The sequence below is a fragment of the Curtobacterium poinsettiae genome (assembly GCF_025677645.1).
Classification (GTDB): Bacteria; Actinomycetota; Actinomycetes; order Actinomycetales; family Microbacteriaceae; genus Curtobacterium; species Curtobacterium poinsettiae_A.
Window position 1 is genome coordinate 1,021,682 of the sequence record NZ_CP106879.1, and the last position, 19,156, is coordinate 1,040,837.

The 19,156-nt window shown below is 69.6% G+C and carries 16 protein-coding genes; 8 read left to right on the forward strand and 8 right to left on the reverse strand.

All coding sequences use genetic code 11. From position 1 onward, the window contains the following. The first annotated feature begins 71 nt into the window (after positions 1 to 71). From OE229_RS05100 to OE229_RS05110, 3 genes are read left to right on the forward strand one after another with little or no spacing between them, the layout of a single operon-like run. Positions 72 to 890, forward strand: a complete 819-nt coding sequence (locus tag OE229_RS05100; RefSeq protein ID WP_262136781.1) for a hypothetical protein — start codon at positions 72 to 74, stop codon at positions 888 to 890. Continuing rightward, on the forward strand, positions 839 to 1,249 hold the full coding sequence (locus tag OE229_RS05105) for a glycosyltransferase family protein (protein ID WP_459251772.1): 411 nt from the start codon (positions 839 to 841) through the stop codon (positions 1,247 to 1,249). Before OE229_RS05100 ends, OE229_RS05105 begins: the two co-directional genes overlap by 52 nt. Then, complete coding sequence (locus OE229_RS05110; RefSeq protein WP_262136784.1) at positions 1,246 to 2,655, forward strand: right-handed parallel beta-helix repeat-containing protein; 1,410 nt, start codon at positions 1,246 to 1,248, stop codon at positions 2,653 to 2,655. The genes OE229_RS05105 and OE229_RS05110 overlap by 4 nt, the downstream gene beginning before the upstream one ends. Here OE229_RS05110 and OE229_RS05115 read toward each other — a convergent pair. From OE229_RS05115 to OE229_RS05145, 7 genes are all read right to left on the reverse strand, one after another. After that, a complete protein-coding gene (locus OE229_RS05115; protein ID WP_262136786.1) occupies positions 2,553 to 4,235 on the reverse strand; it encodes an O-antigen polymerase in 1,683 nt (560 codons plus the stop codon). The two genes, OE229_RS05110 and OE229_RS05115, sit on opposite strands and share 103 nt — an antisense overlap. Further along, complete coding sequence (locus OE229_RS05120; protein ID WP_262136789.1) at positions 4,232 to 5,374, reverse strand: glycosyltransferase; 1,143 nt, start codon at positions 5,372 to 5,374, stop codon at positions 4,232 to 4,234. The genes OE229_RS05115 and OE229_RS05120 overlap by 4 nt, the downstream gene beginning before the upstream one ends. Positions 5,375 to 5,421: 47 nt before the next feature. Then, complete coding sequence (locus OE229_RS05125) at positions 5,422 to 6,711, reverse strand: glycosyltransferase family 4 protein (RefSeq protein ID WP_262136790.1); 1,290 nt, start codon at positions 6,709 to 6,711, stop codon at positions 5,422 to 5,424. After that, positions 6,708 to 7,349 carry a sugar transferase gene (locus OE229_RS05130; RefSeq protein ID WP_262136792.1) on the reverse strand — a complete coding sequence of 214 codons (642 nt, stop codon included), beginning with the start codon at positions 7,347 to 7,349 and terminating at the stop codon, positions 6,708 to 6,710. The genes OE229_RS05125 and OE229_RS05130 overlap by 4 nt, the downstream gene beginning before the upstream one ends. A gap of 14 nt (positions 7,350 to 7,363) precedes the next feature. Next, positions 7,364 to 8,728 carry a tyrosine-protein kinase domain-containing protein gene (locus tag OE229_RS05135; protein WP_262136793.1) on the reverse strand — a complete coding sequence of 455 codons (1,365 nt, stop codon included), beginning with the start codon at positions 8,726 to 8,728 and terminating at the stop codon, positions 7,364 to 7,366. A gap of 123 nt (positions 8,729 to 8,851) precedes the next feature. Then, a complete protein-coding gene (locus tag OE229_RS05140) occupies positions 8,852 to 9,280 on the reverse strand; it encodes a DUF3060 domain-containing protein (protein WP_259581449.1) in 429 nt (142 codons plus the stop codon). Between the two features lie 91 nt (positions 9,281 to 9,371). Continuing rightward, complete coding sequence (locus OE229_RS05145) at positions 9,372 to 11,855, reverse strand: hypothetical protein (protein WP_262136795.1); 2,484 nt, start codon at positions 11,853 to 11,855, stop codon at positions 9,372 to 9,374. Position 11,856: 1 nt separating this feature from the next. Here OE229_RS05145 and OE229_RS05150 point away from each other — a divergent pair, with 1 nt between their 5' ends. From OE229_RS05150 to OE229_RS05170, 5 genes are all read left to right on the forward strand, one after another. Further along, positions 11,857 to 12,174: a hypothetical protein gene (locus OE229_RS05150; protein WP_262136797.1), complete on the forward strand. Its 318-nt coding sequence runs from the start codon at positions 11,857 to 11,859 to the stop codon at positions 12,172 to 12,174. Positions 12,175 to 12,913: 739 nt separating this feature from the next. Continuing rightward, entirely contained in the window at positions 12,914 to 14,782 is a 1,869-nt protein-coding gene (gene dnaK, locus OE229_RS05155; protein ID WP_259581453.1) for a molecular chaperone DnaK, read from the forward strand. A 2-nt stretch (positions 14,783 to 14,784) separates the two neighbouring features. Beyond that, the gene (locus OE229_RS05160) at positions 14,785 to 15,444 is read left to right on the forward strand and encodes a nucleotide exchange factor GrpE (RefSeq protein WP_259581455.1); all 660 of its coding nucleotides are present in this window, start codon (positions 14,785 to 14,787) and stop codon (positions 15,442 to 15,444) included. Between the two features lie 41 nt (positions 15,445 to 15,485). After that, positions 15,486 to 16,490 (forward strand): DnaJ C-terminal domain-containing protein, encoded by a 1,005-nt coding sequence (locus OE229_RS05165; RefSeq protein WP_182064582.1) that lies wholly within the window; start codon positions 15,486 to 15,488, stop codon positions 16,488 to 16,490. A 126-nt stretch (positions 16,491 to 16,616) separates the two neighbouring features. Next, entirely contained in the window at positions 16,617 to 17,027 is a 411-nt protein-coding gene (locus OE229_RS05170; RefSeq protein WP_263345265.1) for a heat shock protein transcriptional repressor HspR, read from the forward strand. A gap of 65 nt (positions 17,028 to 17,092) precedes the next feature. On the opposite strand, the gene OE229_RS05175 is transcribed toward OE229_RS05170, so the two are convergent. After that, complete coding sequence (locus OE229_RS05175; protein ID WP_262136800.1) at positions 17,093 to 19,018, reverse strand: RICIN domain-containing protein; 1,926 nt, start codon at positions 19,016 to 19,018, stop codon at positions 17,093 to 17,095. Between the last annotated feature and the right edge of the window lie 138 nt (positions 19,019 to 19,156).

The window sequence follows — 19,156 nt, forward strand, 5'->3', positions numbered from 1 at the left end:
TGGACCGGTCCGCTGGAATGCAACATGTAGATAACTCGCGCGGGTGCCGGGCCGCCCCGTAGTTTCGCTGCATGGCCCCTCGACCCCGCCCGTTCGACATCGTCCATGTCTCGAGCGCCCACCCGTGGACCGACAACCGAGTGCACCTCCGTGCTGCGGCGAGCGCGGCGCGTGCCGGGTACCGCACGGCGTTGGTCGCCGTCGCTGCCGCCGGTGCCGGCCCTGAAACGGACTGGCACCTCCCCGACCCCGAGACGGGGGTCTACGTCCGACGCATCCCGGCCCGGCGTCGCGGGCGACGGGTCCTGGTGTCCTCGGTGCAGGTCATCGGGGCGGCGCTCTCGTCGCGGGCGCCGATCGTGCACCTGCACGACCCCGAACTGCTCTGGGCGCTCCCGCTCCTGCGGGTGCTGCACCGGACGGTGGTGTACGACGCCCACGAAGACCTGCCGGAGCAGGTGCGGGGCAAGGAGTACCTCGGCCCCGTCGCCCGCCGTGGCAGCACGGTGGCGGCGCACGCCGCAGTGGCCCTGGCACGCCGGTCACGCACCGTGGTGGCCGCGACGCCAACCATCGCACGCCGCTTCCGCGCCGACCGGACCGTCCTGGTCCGGAACGTCCCACGGCTCCGTGCCCAGGACACCGACGCCCCGCCAGCCGCTGCTCGTGGTCAGGTGGCCGTCTACCTCGGCTCGATGAGCCGCGACCGGGGGATCGACGTCCTGACCGGGGTCGCGGCGTCACCCGGGCTCCCGGACGGCTGGCGCGTGGTCACCGCCGGTCCGATCGACTCGGCGGTCGACCGCGTGCGTTCGACGCACTGGTCGACACCGGGCGCATCGACCACCGGGGCGTCCTGGCCCCGCACGCGGCCCGCGACCTGTTGGTGACCGCCCGCGTCGGGCTCCTCCCACTCCTGCCGACGCCCGCCTACGCGGCGTCGATCCCCACCAAGCTGTTCGAGTACCTGGCGGCCGGACTGGCGGTCGTCGCGACCGACGTCCCGCTCTGGCGCGAGCTGCTCGACGGCGCCGACTGCGCGACGTGGGTGCCACCGGGTGACCCGGAGTCCGTCGTGGCCGCGCTCCGCCGGTACGACAGCGATCCTGAGCTGCTGCGGCGGCACGCCGAAGCCGGCCGCGCCCTGGTGCTCGAACGCTTCCGGTGGGACCACGAAGAGCACGTCCTGCTCGACCTGTACCGGTCGCTGTCCGGCGCTCCGCCGATGCCGGAAGCCGTCGGGCGGTGACGCCGCTCCCGCCACCCCGGTCGGTCGTCAGCCGACGGGGTGCGCTGTTCGGCGCGGCCGGAGCGATCCCCGCAGCGCTGCTCGCCACCGGAACCCGGTCGGCCGCCGCGTCCGGACGCTCGACTCCCGCGCCGGCGGACACGGCCCGGATGGTGACCGACGCCGGGGTCGGCCGGTTGCAGGACGCCGTCGCGGCCACCGACGCGGGTGCCGTGCTCGTCGTGACCCGGCACTGGGTGTTGTCCGAGCCGCTGCGGATCGACCGCGCGATGACGATCCGGTTCGTCGGCGGATCGCTCTCCACCACGCGCGACATCGACGTGCTCGTCGTCGCTGCGTCGGACGTCACCATCATCGACGCGGTCCTCCGTGGTTCCGGGTCGGACCACTCCGGGCTCGGTCGGGGGATCCACGTCGTCGGCACCGTCACACGGCCGTTCCACGACGTGCGGATCCTCGGCGCGGACATCCGCGACTTCTCCCACGACGGTGTCCTCCTCGACCACTGCGCCGCGTTCACCGTCGCGGACTGCGTCATCGCCGACGTCGGCTACGCCGGAGTGCTCATGTTCTCCTGCACCGACGGCACGGTGCGTGGCAACCGCATCGCCCGGGTGACCCAGCCTGCGCCCTACCTGAACTCGTACGGCATCGAAGCCGTCCGCGCGACCACCACCGGGCTCCTCGGCGCACCGCGTTCGGCCCGGGTCGTCATCGCGGACAACCACGTCTCCGACGTCCCCGCGTGGGAGGGCATCGACACCCACGGCGGGCAGTCCATCGCGATCCTCCGCAACCTCGTGGAGAACTGCCGGGTGGGGATCGCCGTCGTCCCCTCGAAGGACGAGTCGAACGCCGGCGCCACGAAGTACGCGCCCCTCGACTGCTCGGTCATCGACAACGTCGTCCGCCGGACGACGTCCGGCCCCGGGTCCGGCATCGTCATCCGCGGCGCGGGCGAGACCGTCGGTGACCCCGCCGAACGGGCGAACGGCATCGTCCTCCGCAACACGGTGTCGGGGTACGGAGACGGTGACCGCGACGGGGCCGTCCTCGTGTACCTGACGCGGCATCTGATCGTCGCGCACAACCACTGCCCGGGTGGCGTCCGTCGCGGGCTCTCCCTCTACCACTCGAACGACGGCATCACGCTCGTCGGCAACCGGATCGCGGGGCTGCGGCGACAGGGCACTGCCGCATCGGTCGCGATCGACATCCGCGCCACCGAGAACCGCGGGCACCTGGTGGGGAACCGGTACGAGGGCAGTGTCGAGAGCGGTGCCGTCTACGGGGTGCTGTGCCGTCAGACGGCCAACGACCTGGTGCTCGTGGACAACGACTGGGCCGCGACGACGACCGCGGTCGTGGCGGGTGCCGGCGCGGTGCTCCGGATCCGCGAGGGCTGAGCTGCCCGACGCCCGGGCACCTTCCGCCGGTCGGTCCGTGCACGTGCTGCAGCATCGCGGCGCCCAGCGCCCTGCCCCGGCAGCGCGCGGAGCAGCATCGATGCCGGCCCCTGTGACAGCGCGGGTGCGGGTGCTTCGCACGCGAGCGCCGAGCGGCGGCCGGCCCGGGATCGTGCTCGCAGCCGATCGTCGCCCAGGATGGTGAGGCGCCGTCTGGGCGCGGCCCGCTCCCAGCCACTGCGCGGGGCGATCAGCAGGATCAGCGTCCCCATCAGCAGCCCGTGCGAGAGCATCGCCGTGAAGATGGACGTGTTGGACAGCATGATGCTCGGCATCACCACCGCCATCGCCGCGACCCGCATCGGGAGCCCCCGGCTCGCACCGTCCAGGAACCGAAGCCAGACGAACAGTGCAGCCGCCGCGACGAAGATCCCGATCCAGCCCAGGTTCGCGAACCCGTCGGCGAACAGGTTGGCGTTCGCGTAACCCACCGACCCGGGCACCAGGTAGTCGGAGATCCGTTTCGGCGGCGGCAGGTCGTACGGGTACTCGATCCAGGGGCTGAGGAACGAGTACCCGTAGCGTGCGATGGGGTTGTCGGAGAAGTAGTCGACGTAGACCGAGGACAGCAGCCCCGGCGTCAGCATGAACCGACGGGTGAACACCGACGTCCAGGTGATGCCGCCCTGCACCTCATCGGCGACCGCAGAGACGATCATGATCGCGAGGGGCGCAGTGAGGAAGGCGAGCGACCGCGCCGGTTTCGTACCCCGGAACAGCACGGCCATGCCGAGGACGGCGATGAACGAGAACAGGACCGCCTTGAACCCGGTGCTCGAGTACAGCAGGAACTGCCCGGCGAGGGCGAGGACCACCAGGGACGGGCGCCGACGGAAGATGCCCCGCGCGAGGACCAGCGGGTTGATCACGTACGCCTGACCGGTCAGCAGGTACCCGAGGGCACCGCCGGTCCCGACGTCTGCCGAGTAGTCGGCACGCACCTCGTAGATGTCGTCGAGCGCCAGGAAACGAATGTGGATGCCGACCGTCCCCGCCATCAGGCCGTACGTGACGAGGGAGTAGAGGCCGCACACCAGCCACGTGAGCGTGCCACGGTCGATCCGTCGCGCACCGATGACCAGCACGTCGTCCGCCCGCTCGACCCGGGCTTCCGGAGCAGTCGCGCCGCTCGGAGTGGCGAGGCTGACCAGTGCGAAGGCCGTCCCGACCGCGGCACTCAGCGCGATCGCCGTGGCGGTGGACACGTACCCGGTCGAGATGCTCATGATCATCGTCGGGCTGACGCACACGACGAAGATCGTCCAGAGCACGACGTGCGACGGCCGGACGAGCACCCGGGGGAGCGTGAGCGCCACCCCGGTCGTCAGCACGATGACGACGAGCAGCGCCTGCCAGGTTGCGGGGACGTAGCCGTACCCCAGGTACGAGAAGATCGGCGCGACGAGGTTCGCCGAGATCCAGTTCATCGTGAGGCCGAGGAGTCCGACCGCGATGAACACGCCGATCACCCGTCCCACCGGACGGGCGAGCTCGCCGCGGTCGATCGTCGCCCGCGTCACGGGGTTGCCGTCGGCGTCGGTCGTGCTGCGCGGACGCCGGGCAGGAGGTCGTCGTACATCGCGACCAGACGCTCGGCCTCCGGCGCCCAGCTGAACCGTGCGGCGGCCCGCCGGGCCTCGGCCCCGTGGCGCTCGAGGAGCGCGGGGTCGTCCGCGTACCGGCGGATCGCCTCCGCGATGGCAGAGGGATCGTCGGCCGGAACGAAGGTCACGCACTCGACACCGCGCAACAGGTGCCGCCACAGAGGCACGTCGGTGGCGATGACCGCGAGTCCGGCCGCGAGGTACTCGAACAGCTTCGTCGGGAAGATCTGGTCGGTGACGGGCGTCCGGCGGAACGGGACCACGCCGATCCGAGCCCGCAGGAGCAGGTCGCGCGCTTCCAGCGGGCCGACGACGCCACCGTGCACAGCCCGGCCGGTGGCCTCGGCGGCACGCAACCGCTCCGTCGACGTCGCCCGGTCGATCGATCCGACCATCTCGATCCGCCATCCCGCCGGGAACGACGGTTCCTCGACGACGGACGCGAGCACGTCGATGCCGCGGTCGTGACTCAGGACCCCGACGTGCGCGACCAGGGCGGGCCGCGCCTCCAGGCCGACCTGGGCGTCGTCCTCTGGACGCGCGAAGGGGAAGTTGTGGATCGCGATCCGGCGCGGCGCCGGGAACCGGCGTCCGGTCCACTCGGTGGCGGTGACCACCCGGTTCGCGGTCCCGGCCACGCGGAGCAGCCCGTGCGAGAGCAACGCGAACACGGCACGCTGCCGGTGGGTCAGGTAGTCCTTGCCCCAGACCTGGTCAGGCAGGTCCTCGTGCGCGTCGTAGACGACGGTGCGACCGGCCAGCCGGAGCACCGGGATGGTCCAGATGAGCTCGGGATCGTGCAGGTGCACCACCCGGGCGCGCGACCGCAGCGCGAGGGTGAGTGCCTGCGTGGTCGACACGACCATGCGCCGGACCCGGGAACGCCGGGGGATCCGGACCACCTCGACGGACGTGGGAGGCGCGTCGAGGTCGGATTCGACCGCGATGAGCCGGACGCGGTAGCCGGCGTCGGCGGCTGCCCTGGCTTCCCGCAGGTGGACGCGGTTGTCGACCCAGGGGTGGGCGCTGGAGACGTGGACGATGTCGGGGAGCATGCTCGGGGTTCCTCGGACGGGACAGGACAGGACGGGGGAGGGGAGGGTCAGGCGGCGACGGTGTCGTCGAGGACGCCGGCCAGGACGCCGGCCAGCCGGCGGTAGTCGTGCTCGCGGACGACGTGGTCGCGGCCGCGGGCACCCATGGCCTCGCGTTCGGCGGCGGGCATCGTCGCGAGCGCGAGGATGCCCTCGGCGATCGCCTCGGGGTCGTCCGGCCGGACGTGCAGGCCGCTGGTCGAGGCGGCCACGGGTTCGAGCGTGACGGGTGCTCCGACGAGCAACGGGCGGCCGAGCAGCATGTACTCGTACTGCTTGTTCATCGAGACGCCGTGTCGGTAGAGCGGGAGGTCGTGCATGTTGACGACCAGGCAGTCCGCCCGGCGTCCGATGCGGCGGGCGTCGTCCTGCGGCACCCGTCCGTCCCAGATCACGTCGGCGCCGGCCGGGAGGCGCGACGCGCGTTCCCGGAGCGCGCTGACGTCCGATCCGTCCCCGACCATGCGGAGCACCAGACGTGGGCCGCCGCGCGCGGCGGCCCGGCGGGCGGCGAGGTCGAAGCCGTCGAGGACGGCTTCGAGCGCGTTCGCCGGCCCCATCGAGCCGATGTAGGTGACCGTGAAGCGGTCGTCATCGGGCGCGGGCGCGAGTGCGGAGTCGGGCTCGTCCGAGGGCTCTTCGGGTGCGTCGGGTTCGTCGGCTCGCTCGTCGAGCGCGACACCGTTCGGGACCCAGGTGAAGGGCGTGGGCTGACCGCGGTCGGCGTAGTACCGGCCGACGCCCTCGAGCGGGGAGACGATGTGCGCTGCCCGACGGACGACGGTCCGTTCCAGCCGTCGGAGCAGCCGGACCACCGTGTGCCGTTCGGTCATGCCCGCCAGCCCGAGGGCTGACTCCGGCCAGAGGTCGCGCGGTTCGAAGACGAACGGCACGTCCATCCGTCGTGCGAGCACCGAGGCGCCCCACGCGGCCAGGGGATGGAAGGAGCCACCGATCACGACGTCCGGTCGGGGGAGCCCTCGGAGTGAAGCAGGTCGGAGCAGTAGCGCGGTGAACAAGCCGATGTCGGCGATGCGACGGATCGCTCGGCGGGCTCCAGCGCCACGGTGGTCGACTCCGCGGAGCCAGCAGAACTCGTACCCGTCGCCCGTCCAGCGCTCGCGCAGCGTCGTCCCGTGCAGGTGGGAGCGGCCGGAGGGGTGGTCCGTGCCGGCGGCGATGACCACCGTGCGCCAACCGTGCTCGGTCAGACCCGCGGCGAGGTGCTGGTGTCGGGTCGCGCGGCCGTCCCGCTCGCGGTGGTGCGCGTAGTGGTTGACGATCCAGACGGTCCTCACCGGGAACGACCCGTCATCGCGGCGGTGCCCTCGAAGACGTCGGAGCTGACGTGACCCGGCGCGGCGATCCCTTCGCGGCGGAGCACGATGACGACCGTGCGGAGCAGGATGCGCAGATCCAGGCCGAGCGTCACCGTGTCGACGTACTCGACGTCGGACCGCAGTCGCTCGGGCCACGGGAGCGCGTTGCGGCCGCGCACCTGGGCGAGACCGGTCAGACCGGGCAGGACGTCGTGTCGGCGTGACTCCTCGGCGGTGTACAGCTCGAGGTAGCGGCAGAGGGTCGGGCGGGGGCCGACGAAGCTCATGTCGCCCCGCAGGATGTTCCAGAGGCTGGGGAGCTCGTCGAGGCTCGTCGACCGCAGGAAGGAACCGATCGGCGTGAGCCGGTCGCTGTCGCTGACGAGCCCTGCCACGGGGTCCGGCTCGAGCATCGTCCGGAACTTCAGGATGGTGAACGTCTTGCCGTGCAGCCCGGGGCGGGGCTGCCGGAACAGCACCGGACGACCGAGCCGAGCCGCGACCAGGACGGCGACGACGGCGAGCACCGGAGCGAGTGCGACGAGCGCGAGCGAAGCGCCGATGACGTCGGAGAAGCGCTTCGCACGGAGGGTGCGTCTGCGGCTGGGGGAGTGCATGGGTCGGATCCTTGTCATCGTTCGGCAGTGCGGGTGCTCGTGTACTCCGAGCGGTAGTACGCGCTTCGGGATGCCTTGTGCTTGGTCTTGGTGAGGACGACGCCGTCGACCTGCTGGCCGACGCGCGCCAGCGCCTCGATCGCGAGTCGCACGTCGGACCGTTTCGTCTGGTTGGCGGCGGTGACGAGCAGCGTCGTGGACACGAGCGTGCTGACGAGCGCGGAGTCGGTGACGGCGAGGACCGGTGGCGTGTCGACCAGGACGACGTCGTGGTCGGCGGCCAGCTCGGCGAGGACGCGCGCCATCGCCTCGGACCCGATCAGTTCGCTCGGGTTCGGGGGGATCGTGCCGGCGGGCAGGACCGAGAGGCCGTCCAGCCCCCAGTCCTGCAGGACGTCGACGAGTTCGACGCGACCGACGAGCAGGTCGGTGAGCCCGACGGCGCCCTCGACGTTCATGACGGCAGCGACGTTCGGGCGGCGGAGGTCGGCGTCGACGATGACCGTCCGCATGCCGCTCTTGCTCAGAGCGATCCCGAGGTTGGCGGTGGTGGTCGTCTTGCCCTCGGACGGACGCGCACTGGTGACGGCGATGGTCGGTGCCCCACTGGTCCGCAGGAACTGGATGTTCGTCCGGAGGCTGCGGAACGCCTCCGACCGCGCCGAGTTCACCTCGTCTCGGATAATCAGCGGGTGCCGGGCGGCATCGGCGTCGAATGCGATGTCACCGACCAGCGGGACGTCGCCTTCGAGGTCCTCGCCGGAGCGGACGCGCGTGTCGACCGCGGCGCGGAGCAACGCGAGGGCCGCGCCCACTGCCAGACCACCGAACAGGCCGAGGGCGAGGTCTGTGGCCTTCTTCGGGGCGACGGGGCTCAGCGGACGGGTCGCGGGGGTCACCTCCTCCAGTCTGACGGACGGCGCCCGGTCGGCGCCGGCCGGCTCGATCTGCTGCACCACCGCTGCGAGGCTCCTGCCGATCCGTTCGGCGATCCTGGCCGCGGCGTCGGCGGACCCGTCCTGCACGGCGATCCGGATGATCACGGTGCCGGTGTCGACCGATGTCGTGACTCGGGAGGCGAGTGCCGCCGGGGTGGTGTCGAGGCCGAGCTCGTCGATGACGCCCTGCAGCACCCGGGGGGAGGTCGCGAGCTGCGTGTAGGACTTGATCTTCTGCTGCGCCGCGTTCGATCCCTGCGCGATCTCGCCCGCGGAAGCCGAGGTGTCGCCGGCAACGGACACGTAGTAGGAGGTCGACGCTTCGTACGTGGGCGGGGTGACGCTCGTGATGACGATCGATACGCCAGCTCCGAGGAGCGTTGCACCGGCGATGATCCACCAGCCCGAGAGGAGGGCGCGGATGACGGCGAGGTAGTTCAAGAGGAGCCTCCGGTCGGGATGTGGCACCAGTGTAAAACATCACATCTGAAAGAACAATACGGCGCGCAGGAGGGGACGGGAAGACTGCTCCCGTCCCCTCCTCGGTGCCGTCGGCGGTCGGACTCAGCCGGCTGCCGTGATGGTGTTCCCCTTCCCCTGGTCGTCGACCTCGGGCGCCTCCCCGTTGTAGGTGAGGGTGTTGTTCGAGCCGCTGAAGAAGACCTTCTTGGTCGACGACACGGTGATGGTGGCGTTGCTGGCCTCGACGGTGATGGTCCCGACCGAGCCGAGCGCGTACGTGCGGTCGGAGCTGATGAGGTTCGCCGCAGCGCAGTCGTCAGTCGTGATCGTCTCGTCGGACTCGGCGTTCTCGTCCCAGAGCTGCACCGCACCGTCGATGCACTCGTTGTAGACGGTCTCAGCCGCCTTCGTCGTGCTCGAGGCCGTCGGCTTCGGGTCCTTCGCTTCGGACGAGCTGCACGCCGTGACGCCGATCGCGGCGACGAGGGCGATGGATGCTGCGGCGAGGCCGCGGCGGAGCGTGGTGTTCATCGGGTTTCCTCTCCGAGGAGTTCGTTCGGCGCTGACGCCGTGCGGAAGAAGGGAGGCCCCTCCCGTCTCGTGGACGGGAGGGGCCGGGGTGCTACTTGGTGTCGGCCGGCAGCGTGAAGAGCTCGCTGCGCTCGGTCTTGCCGTTCTTGGTCAGCTCGAGGGCGAACCGGAACTCGGTCGCACCGCGGGAGACCGCGCGGTCGAAGGTCCAGTTGCCCTGCCCGTCCACCTCGAACGTTCCGGGGACGATCTGCGTGCCGGAGACGTTCAGCACGCGGTAGCTCGCGTCGGGCTCACCGGTGCCGGAGAAGGTGTTCACGACACCGGGGGTGACGGAACGGTTGGCGACGGTCACCGGAGCGAAGTCCGCGGCGGCGATCGTGAACAGCTCGGACTTCTCGGTCCGGCCGTTCTTGGTCTGCTCGATCACGAAGCGGAAGTTCGGTGCGCCGTTGGAGACGACGCGGTTGAACGTCCAGTTGCCCTGTGTGTCGATCTCGAACGTGCCGGGGACGATCTGGGTGCCGGAGACGTTGAGCACGCGGTAGGTCGCGCCGGGCTCACCGGTGCCGGTGAAGGTGTTCGAGCGACCCGGGGTGACCCGTTCCGGCGTCGTGACGGTCACCGGGGTGAGCGCCGCGGCGTTGATCGTGAACAGCTCGGACTTCTCGGTCTGGCCGTTCTTGGTCTGCTCGATCACGAAGCGGAAGTTCGGTGCGCCGTTGGAGACGACACGGTTGAACGTCCAGTTGCCCTGTGCGTCGATGTCCAGCGTGCCGGGGACGATCTGCGTCCCGGAGGCGTTGAGCACGCGGTAGGTCGCGCCGGGTTCACCGGTGCCGGTGAAGGTGTTCGAGACACCGGGGCGGACGGCGGCCGGCGTGGTGACGGTCACCGGCGCGAGGGCGGTGGCGTCGACCGTGAAGAGCTCGGACTTCGTGGTCTGGCCGTTCTTGGTCTGCTCGATCACGAAGCGGAAGTTCGGTGCGCCGTTGGAGACGACGCGGTTGAACGTCCACTTGCCGTTCTCGTCGATGTCCAGCGTGCCGGGGACGATCTGCGTCCCGGAGACGTTGAGCACGCGGTAGGTCGCGCCGGGTTCACCGGTGCCGGTGAACGTGTTCGAGCGCCCCGGAGTGACCGAAGCCGGGCCCGAGAGGGTGATCGGCGCGAGCTCGGTGTCGCGCTCGACCGTGGCGGTGACGGTCTTGCGGTCGACCTCGACGCCGTTGACCTTCTGGACGACGGTGAGCTCGTTGTCGCCGTCCTCCAGACCGGTGACAGTGATGCTCCAGGCGCCCGTCGTCTCGTCGGCGGTGGTGCGCTGGTCACCGATGGAGACCTCGGCACCCTTCGTGGCGGTCCCGGAGATGACCGCGGACATCGCGTCGTCGTCCACGGAGTCCACCGCCGCCGTGAGCGGAGCGGCGATGGTCGTCGCGGTGGTGCTGGACGTGTCGAACGACCCCTCGACCGCCGTTCCGGCGAGCGTGGTCGTCATCGAGGGCGTTCCGTCTGCGATCTCCGCCGGCGTCTCGACCTCGATGCTCCAACGGAGCAGCGACGCGTCCGGCAGGGTCCACGTGCTGCTGGTCGGCTTGAACGTGAAGGTGTAGGTCTTGCCGTCCATCGACAGGTCGCCGTTGGTGAGGGTGGCGGAACGGTTCGTCCAGTCCTCACCGGGCCGCTTGTAGGAGCCCTCGATGGTGTTCTGCCCCTCGGCGAAGGTGGTGCCCTCGGGCGCGGTGAACGTCACCTGCGCATCCGGACGGGACACGTCGCCCTTGGTCTGGAACTGCGCCTCGACCTTCGTCGTCTCGCCGCGCTGCAGGGTTGCAGCTGCGCCGTCCTGCCCGACGATCGCGGCGTCGTTGATCGTGACCGTGACCGGCTTCGAGTCAACCGTGTCGTTGCCGATCTTCTGCTCCACGAGCAGGCTGTTCGGGCCCGACTCCAGGCCGGGGACCTCGAGGCTCCAGTCGCCGTCCTCGTTCGCGGTCGCGCTCTGCTCACCGACGACGATCGTCGCACCCGGCGTCGCCGTGCCCGTGAGGACCGCGCTGCCGGCTGCGTGGTCGATCGAGTCGACTGCAGCCGTCAGCGCACGCTGCGCGACCTCGATGTTCGTGGTCGTCTTCCCCTCGGCACGGTAGTCACCCTTGGAGCTGTCGCCGGAGTAGGTGAAGCTCATCTGCCCGGAGCCTGCGGCGGCATCGGCCGGCGTCGTGACGTTGAGCATGTACTGGTACTGCTCGCCGGCGACCATATTGCCGCCAGCGGTGTCCAGGTCGAAGGTGATCTTCGTGTTCCCGTCCGAACGCACACCGTTCTTCAGGTCCAGCGGCGTGTAGGGACGGAAGTCACCGCTCGTGCCGGAACGATAGCTGGCAGCGACCGTCGCCTGTCCGTCCGCGAACGTCGTGCCCGTCGGCGCGGTCAGCGTGACCGAGCCCTTCATGTTCGAACGGGTCTCGTTGTTCTGCACCAGGAACGGCACCTGCGTGCTCTCGCCACGCGTCAGGTCGACCGGGCCGTGGTCGACACCGACGACGGTGCCACCCTCCACGATCGTCACCGTGACGGGCTTCTCATCGACGTCGGCGTTGTTGAACCGCTGCTTCGCCGTCAACGTCTGGGTCCCAACCGAGAGCCCTTCCACCGTCATCGACCACGTGCCACCATTCGACACGTTCACCGACTTCGACCCGATCGTCACCGTTCCGTTCGGTGTTGCCGACCCTGAGATAATCGCCGACTTCGCAATGTTGTTCGTTTTCGACACCGACGCGGTCAGCGGGGTCGTACTCTTCTCCTTGATCAACCGATCCAAGTCCGTGAACTTGTACCCCGTGGACCCGAGAGCAAGCTTAGTAGCTTTCATGCTTGTCGAGTAGGACGTCGACCCGACCGGTCGGTTCGCGGAAACGCTCGTGAGAGTGCCGTCGGAGGAGATAGACCACAGCGTGTCCGATGCTCCCGTCCTGCACTTGTACTCGCTATTGATTTGAGTGAGTACCGTACCGGGATAGTCGTGGTAATTAGTGAGGGGCCAGAAGCATTCTGTGCTGTTGTAATAGAGCTGATAATTATTGCCGACCTTGTAAACAGTGTTTGTGCCTGCTGCAGAAAGTGCCGCAGCGTAGGACGAATGGGTGGTTATTGATACGGCACCAGCCAGGCCCTGGCTCGAGGCTTTCCACGATCCAGTGGAACCCCAAACTGCTTTGAACGTGCCGACAAGTGTCTTCGTTGCCGTTAGTTCAGGCGCTGCTGAGGCGGGGGCGGTGCCGAAGGACAACCCGCTGACGATCGTGGCGGCGGCCAGCCCGGCCGCGCCCATGGACTTGAAGGCCGTCGAGGCCCTCTTCTTGTGAGACATGTGCATCTTTCAGGACAAGCCGCGCGACGGCGGCTGTGCGGGAGGGAAGCACGCGGGCGACGATGAGCGCCGCGGCATGTACATCCAGAATATCATGTGAAATACACATACTGGTGCGACACTGCTTACTGGGAGTTGAGTGGGTTCGACGCAACTTCTGCCTTCCTGGGTTGACGTCGCCGCGGTCCCGAGTAGAGTTGAGTCCATCGGACGCAAGTCCAACGACTTACCCCTAGCAAGAGGAGCATCACCACATGGGACGTGCAGTAGGCATCGACCTCGGAACCACCAACTCGGTCGTCAGCGTGCTCGAGGGCGGTGAGCCCACCGTCATCGCGAACGCCGAGGGCATGCGCACCACGCCGTCGATCGTGGCGTTCACGAAGGACGGCGAGGTGCTCGTCGGCGAGACCGCGAAGCGCCAGGCCGTGACGAACGTCGACCGCACCATCGCCAGCGTCAAGCGTCACATCGGCACCGACTGGACCGTCGAGATCGACGGCAAGAAGTACACGCCGCAGGAGATCTCGGCCCGGACCCTCGGCAAGCTGAAGCGCGACGCCGAGCAGTACCTCGGCGAGGACGTCACCGACGCGGTCATCACCGTGCCGGCGTACTTCAACGACGCCGAGCGCCAGGCCACGAAGGACGCCGGTGAGATCGCCGGCCTCAACGTCCTGCGCATCATCAACGAGCCGACCGCTGCCGCGCTTGCCTACGGCCTCGACAAGGGCAAGGAAGACGAGCTCATCCTGGTCTTCGACCTCGGTGGCGGCACGTTCGACGTCTCCCTGCTCGAGGTGGGCAAGGACGACGACTTCTCCACGATCCAGGTCCGCGCGACCTCCGGCGACAACCGCCTCGGCGGTGACGACTGGGACCAGCGCATCGTCGACCACCTGATCAAGAAGTTCAAGGACGAGCACGGCGTCGACCTGTCCACGGACAAGATCGCCAAGCAGCGCCTGAAGGAAGCGGCTGAGCAGGCCAAGAAGGAGCTCTCGTCGCAGATGTCGGCGAACATCCAGCTCCCGTACCTGACGCTCACCGCCGACGGCCCGCTGAACCTCGACGAGACCATCTCGCGCGCACAGTTCGAGCAGATGACCTCCGACCTGCTCGACCGCACGAAGAAGCCGTTCAACGACGTCATCAAGGAAGCCGGTGTCTCGGTCAACGACATCGCGCACGTCGTGCTCGTCGGTGGCTCGACCCGTATGCCCGCCGTGGCCGAGGTCGTCAAGTCGCTGACCGGCGGCAAGTCGCCGAACCAGGGCGTCAACCCGGACGAGGTCGTCGCCGTGGGCGCCGCGCTGCAGGCCGGTGTGCTGAAGGGCGAGCGCAAGGACGTCCTGCTCATCGACGTCACGCCGCTGTCGCTCGGCATCGAGACCAAGGGCGGCCTGATGACGAAGCTCATCGACCGCAACACCGCGATCCCGACCAAGCGGAGCGAGACCTTCACGACCGCTGACGACAACCAGCCGTCGGTCGCGATCCAGGTCTTCCAGGGCGAGCGTGAGTTCACCCGCGACAACAAGCCGCTCGGCACCTTCGAGCTCACCGGCATCGCGCCGGCTCCCCGTGGCGTGCCGCAGGTCGAGGTCACGTTCGACATCGACGCCAACGGCATCGTGCACGTGTCCGCGAAGGACAAGGGCACGGGCAAGGAGCAGTCGATGGTCATCTCCGGCGGCTCGTCGCTGCCGAAGGAGGACATCGAGCGCATGGTCCGCGAGGCCGAGGAGCACGCCGCCGAGGACAAGGCCCGTCGCGAGGCCAACGAGCGTCGCAACCAGGCCGAGCAGCTCGTCTACTCGATCGAGAAGCTCATCAAGGAGAACGACGAGAAGCTCCCCGCGGACGTCAAGTCCGAAGTGCAGGCCGACGTCGACGCGCTCAAGTCCGCACTCGCGGGCGAGGACGACGACGCCGTGAAGACCGCCTTCGACAAGCTCAACGAGTCGCAGGGCAAGCTCGGTCAGGCGATCTACTCGCAGCAGGACGCGGGCGCCGCGGCCGGTGGCGAGCAGCCCACCGCCGACGGCCAGGCCCAGGCGGACGACGAGGACATCGTCGACGCCGAGGTCGTGGACGACGAGGACGACAAGGACAAGAAGTAGCGATGACGGATCCCAAGGACAACGTGCCCGAGGAGAGCGAGCCCCAGGTCGAGGGCGACGCCACCAACGCGCAGGAGCCCGAGGACCTCATCGAGGCGGAGGGGCCCGACGTCGAAGTGCCGACGGACGGCCCCGCCGCCGGGGGCCCGGCTGCGGACGCGGCGAACGACCTCTCCCCGGAGGACGAGGCCCTGCTCGCCGACGCCGCCCGCGGCATCGCCGAGGACAAGCTGAGCACCGAGGACCGCGACCTGGTCGCCGAGATGCGTGCGGACATGCTCCGTGCGCAGGCCGAGCTGGTGAACTTCCGGAAGCGCGTCGAGCGTGACCGCGAGGCGAACCGCGAGGTCGCCATCGCCGAGGTCGTCCGGGCACTGCTCCCCGCGCTCGACGACCTCACCCGTGCCGAGGCTCACGGTGACCTCGCCGAGGGTCCGATGCAGGTCATCGGCCAGAAGATCCGCGGGGGCTTCGAGAAGTTCAAGCTCGTGCAGATCGGCGAGAAGGGCGAGGCGTTCGACCCGAACATCCACGAGGCGATCGTCCAGCTCCCCACACCGGGCGCCACCGGACAGACCGTCGCGGACGTCGTCGAGCCGGGCTACAAGCTCGGTGAGCGCGTGCTCCGCGCGGCCAAGGTCGCGGTGGCGGTCCCGGCCTGAGCCGGGTCCCCGTGGCGACGACAGAAGAAGGCAGGTGATCCATGGCCAGTCAGGATTGGTTCGACAAGGACTTCTACAAGGTCCTCGGCGTGTCCAAGGACGCCTCCGACGCCGAGCTGAAGAAGACGTACCGGAAGCTCGCGCGGCAGTTCCACCCGGACTCCAACCCGGGTGACGCCGCCGCCGAGAACCGATTCAAGGAGATCAGTGAGGCGTACTCGGTGCTCTCCGACAAGGAGCAGCGTCAGGAGTACGACCAGGTCCGTGCCATGGGGTCCGGCGCTCGCTTCACCGCGGGTGGCGGAGGCCAAGGCGGGTTCGAGGACGTCTTCGGCGGGATGTTCGGGCAGCAGGGCGGCGGTGGACAGCGCGTCCGCTTCGGCCAGGGTGGCGCGGGCGGTGCCGGGGGGTTCGAGGACATCCTCGGCGGGATGTTCGGCGGCGGCGGTGGCTTCGGTCAGACCTCCGGCGGCTACCGCGGCTTCGGCGGGCCGACGAAGGGTCGTGACGTCACGGCGTCGACGACACTCGACTTCACGACGGCCATCGCCGGTGACACCGTCAAGCTGTCGCAGGGCAACGGCCGGCCGGTGAACGTCCGGATCCCCGCGGGGGTCGCGGACGGGCAGAAGATCCGATTGCGCGGGCGCGGCGAACCCTCGCCCGACGGCGGGGAGTCCGGTGACCTCGTGGTCCAGGTGTCGGTGCGCAAGCACCCGGTCTTCGAGCGCGACGGGCTCAACCTGCGCGTGGACGTCCCCGTGACGTTCACCGAGGCGGCGCTCGGCGCGACGATCGAGGTGCCGACGCTCGGTGGTTCGCCCGTGAAGCTCAAGGTCGCTCCCGGCACGCCGTCGGGTCGCGTCCTGCGCGTCAAGGGCCGCGGCGTCACGACCAAGAACGGCACGGGTGACCTGCTCGCGACCGTCCAGGTCGCGGTGCCGTCCCACCTGTCGGACAAGCAGCGCGAGGCCGTCGAGGCGCTCGCGGCCGCTCTGCCCGACGAGAACCCTCGCGAGGACCTCCTCGCGAAAGCGCGTGACTAGCGTCACGCCAGCACAGCAGTAGAACCGGTCTGGAGGAACGGTGCGGCTCCGTCAGGAAGCCGCACCGTTCCTCCAGACTGGTTCCAGGACCCCGCGGACGACGGAAAGGAACGCGCCATGACCGACATGGACGAGAACTCGCCCGTCTTCGCGATCGCGGTGGCGGCGGAGCTCGCCGAGATGCACCCGCAGACGCTGCGCCAGTACGACCGGCTCGGCCTGGTCGTGCCGGGGCGCACCCGTGGTGGGTCCCGCCGCTACTCCATGCGCAACGTCGCGCAGCTGCGCGAGATCGCGCGCCTCGGCTCCGAGGGGGTGTCGCTGGAGGGGATCCGGCGGGTGCTCGACCTGGAGAACGAGAACAAGGAACTCCGCGACCGGGTGCGCGAGCTCGAGTCGGCGTTGGCCGACCAGCTCATCAACCGTCCCGGTGCGCGCGTGTTCGCGGCGACGACGACGGGGGCTGCGGTGTCGCTGCGCGCCGGCGCACGACCCCAGCGGAACACGCAGATCGTCCTCTACCGCGGGCCGCGCTGACGGCTCTGCGCGGACACGTCGCCCCCGGGATCGCCGATCCCGGGGGCGAACTGTGCGCGCGGTGATCAGCGGGTGTTCGCGTACACTGTGTAGAGCGACGACGTGTACTGCACGTCGGACACCGAGACCTCGAGCTTGAACTCGAACTTCGTTGCGCCACGCGACACGGCGCGCTGGAAGCTCCAGTCACCGTCCTCGGACACCGCGACCGTCCCCGGCACGATCTGCGTCCCCGAGGCGTTGAGCACGCGCATGGTCGCGCCGGCCGGACCGGAGCCCTGGAACGTGTTCACCTCGCCCGGGTCGACCGCGCGTGTGTCGACGATGATCGGATCGAGGCCCTCGTTCGCGTCGATGCTGAACAGGTCGGAGGTCTCCGGGCCCTGATCGTCCTTCGTCTGCTCGATCACGAACTCGAACTTGATCGCGCCGGCCGTCACCACGCGGTCGAAGCTCCAGTTGCCGTCCTCGTCGACCGTGCGGGTACCCGGCACGATCTGCGTCCCCGACGCGTTGAGCACGCGGTACGACGCCCCCGGTTCGCCGGTGCCGGAGAACCGGTTCGAGACCCCGGGGATCACGGTCTCCGGACCGGAGAGACGCGCGGGCGTCAGGCGTCCGGTCGCGCCCGGGTTGATGGTGACCTCGGCGACCGTGGTGTTCGCGCCCTTCGACTGCTGGACGACCCGGAGCACGTGCTCGGCGCGGTCGAGGTCGTCCGTCTCGACGAACCAGCGACCGCTCGGCAGGACGCCCTCGTCGCTCCGGCCGACGACGCGGTCCTCGTCGCCGGACACGTCGAGGACCTCGACGGAGGATCCCGGCTCTCCACCGCCCGACATCGAGACCGGCCCACCGCGGTGCGCGTCGCCGTCCTCAGGGGTGCTGATGCTGACCGCTGCGCCGTAGTCGACGTCACGTTCCACCTCGTGCTCGGTGTCGCGCGCGCCGTCGATGAACTGCGCCCCCGTCACCCGGAGCACCCCGCCGGTCCCCGGCGCCGGGATCGTGATGCTCCAGGAACCGTCGTCCGGGTCGGCGGTGGCGGACGTACCGAGCTGGGCTCCCGTCGGACCGAAGAGCCGGACCTCGGCACCGGGCTGTGCCGTGCCGAAGGCGGTCGCGGGTTCGGTGCGCTCGTCGGGCTCGATGGTCGTCTCCATCGTCAACGGCGCGGCCGTGACGGTGACGTCGAGGTCGGCCGTGGCGGTGCGTTCGGTGCCCTCGTACTGCTCGAGGGCGAGCGTGCTCGTGCCGAGCGGCAGGTTCGTCACCCGTGCGCTCCACCGCCCGTCGGCGTCGATCCGCTGCGGGTTCCGACCGTCGATCAGCACGGTGGCCGACGGCGTCCCGGTGCCGGAGAGCTGCGCGCTGCGGGACAGGACGTCGACCGAGGCGACGGACGCGCTGAAGGACGGCACGAAGTCCTCGATCGTGGGCACGCGGTCGGCGACGTTCTGTGACTGCAGCCGCATCACGCCGTCGGTGTTGAACAGGCCGAGGAAACCGCGGTTGTACGTCGACTGCAGGCCGGTGCCGACGGGGTTGTTCGAGCCCGAGTTCGCAGCCGTCCGGAACCGTTGCTTGGCGTCCCCGGGCTCGCACGTCTCGAGGGTGACCGGGGAGGAGCTGGTGATCGATGCGGTGCCGGCCGTCAGGCAGAGCTCCGGCGCGGAGACCGGGCGGACGGTGGTGACCGCGCCGGGGGCGGGGATGACCCACCGCACGGCGGCGGCCCGGGCGGCTTCGAGGGTGCGGGTGCGGTTCGCCGGGAGTTCCTGCCCGGCGGCCACGACCGTCGGTGAGCCGAAGGTCGGCGTCGTCGGGTCGCCGGCGAAGGCGGACGTCTCCGTCACCAGGGGACCGACCAGGGTGGGGACTGTCTCGTGCGTCGATGCGGCCTGTGCCGGTGTCAGGCCGGCAGCAGCGATCGTCAGGGCCGTCAACCCTGCGGCACCGACTGCCGTGATCGAACGGGGTGTTCTCGTCATGCGTTCGTCTTCCTCGTCACTGAGTCCGGATCGACAGGTGCCGAGCCGGGCCGGCTCTGCCGGCTGCGGGTAACATATCAGACGTGAAGCTTCATCGACGATGGTGCGCATTGCCGATACGGGATGGGCCCGCCGCGA

Excerpts from the sequence above, each read along its gene's own strand:
- OE229_RS05160 (WP_259581455.1), top strand. The coding sequence starts at position 14,785 with ATGACGGATCCCAAGGACAACGTGCCCGAGGAGAGCGAGCCCCAGGTC.
- OE229_RS05130 (WP_262136792.1), bottom strand. The coding sequence starts at position 7,349 with ATGCACTCCCCCAGCCGCAGACGCACCCTCCGTGCGAAGCGCTTCTCC.
- OE229_RS05170 (WP_263345265.1), top strand. The coding sequence starts at position 16,617 with ATGGACGAGAACTCGCCCGTCTTCGCGATCGCGGTGGCGGCGGAGCTC.
- OE229_RS05100 (WP_262136781.1), top strand. The coding sequence starts at position 72 with ATGGCCCCTCGACCCCGCCCGTTCGACATCGTCCATGTCTCGAGCGCC.
- OE229_RS05175 (WP_262136800.1), bottom strand. The coding sequence starts at position 19,018 with ATGACGAGAACACCCCGTTCGATCACGGCAGTCGGTGCCGCAGGGTTG.
- OE229_RS05140 (WP_259581449.1), bottom strand. The coding sequence starts at position 9,280 with ATGAACACCACGCTCCGCCGCGGCCTCGCCGCAGCATCCATCGCCCTC.
- OE229_RS05120 (WP_262136789.1), bottom strand. The coding sequence starts at position 5,374 with ATGCTCCCCGACATCGTCCACGTCTCCAGCGCCCACCCCTGGGTCGAC.
- dnaK (WP_259581453.1), top strand. The coding sequence starts at position 12,914 with ATGGGACGTGCAGTAGGCATCGACCTCGGAACCACCAACTCGGTCGTC.
- OE229_RS05165 (WP_182064582.1), top strand. The coding sequence starts at position 15,486 with ATGGCCAGTCAGGATTGGTTCGACAAGGACTTCTACAAGGTCCTCGGC.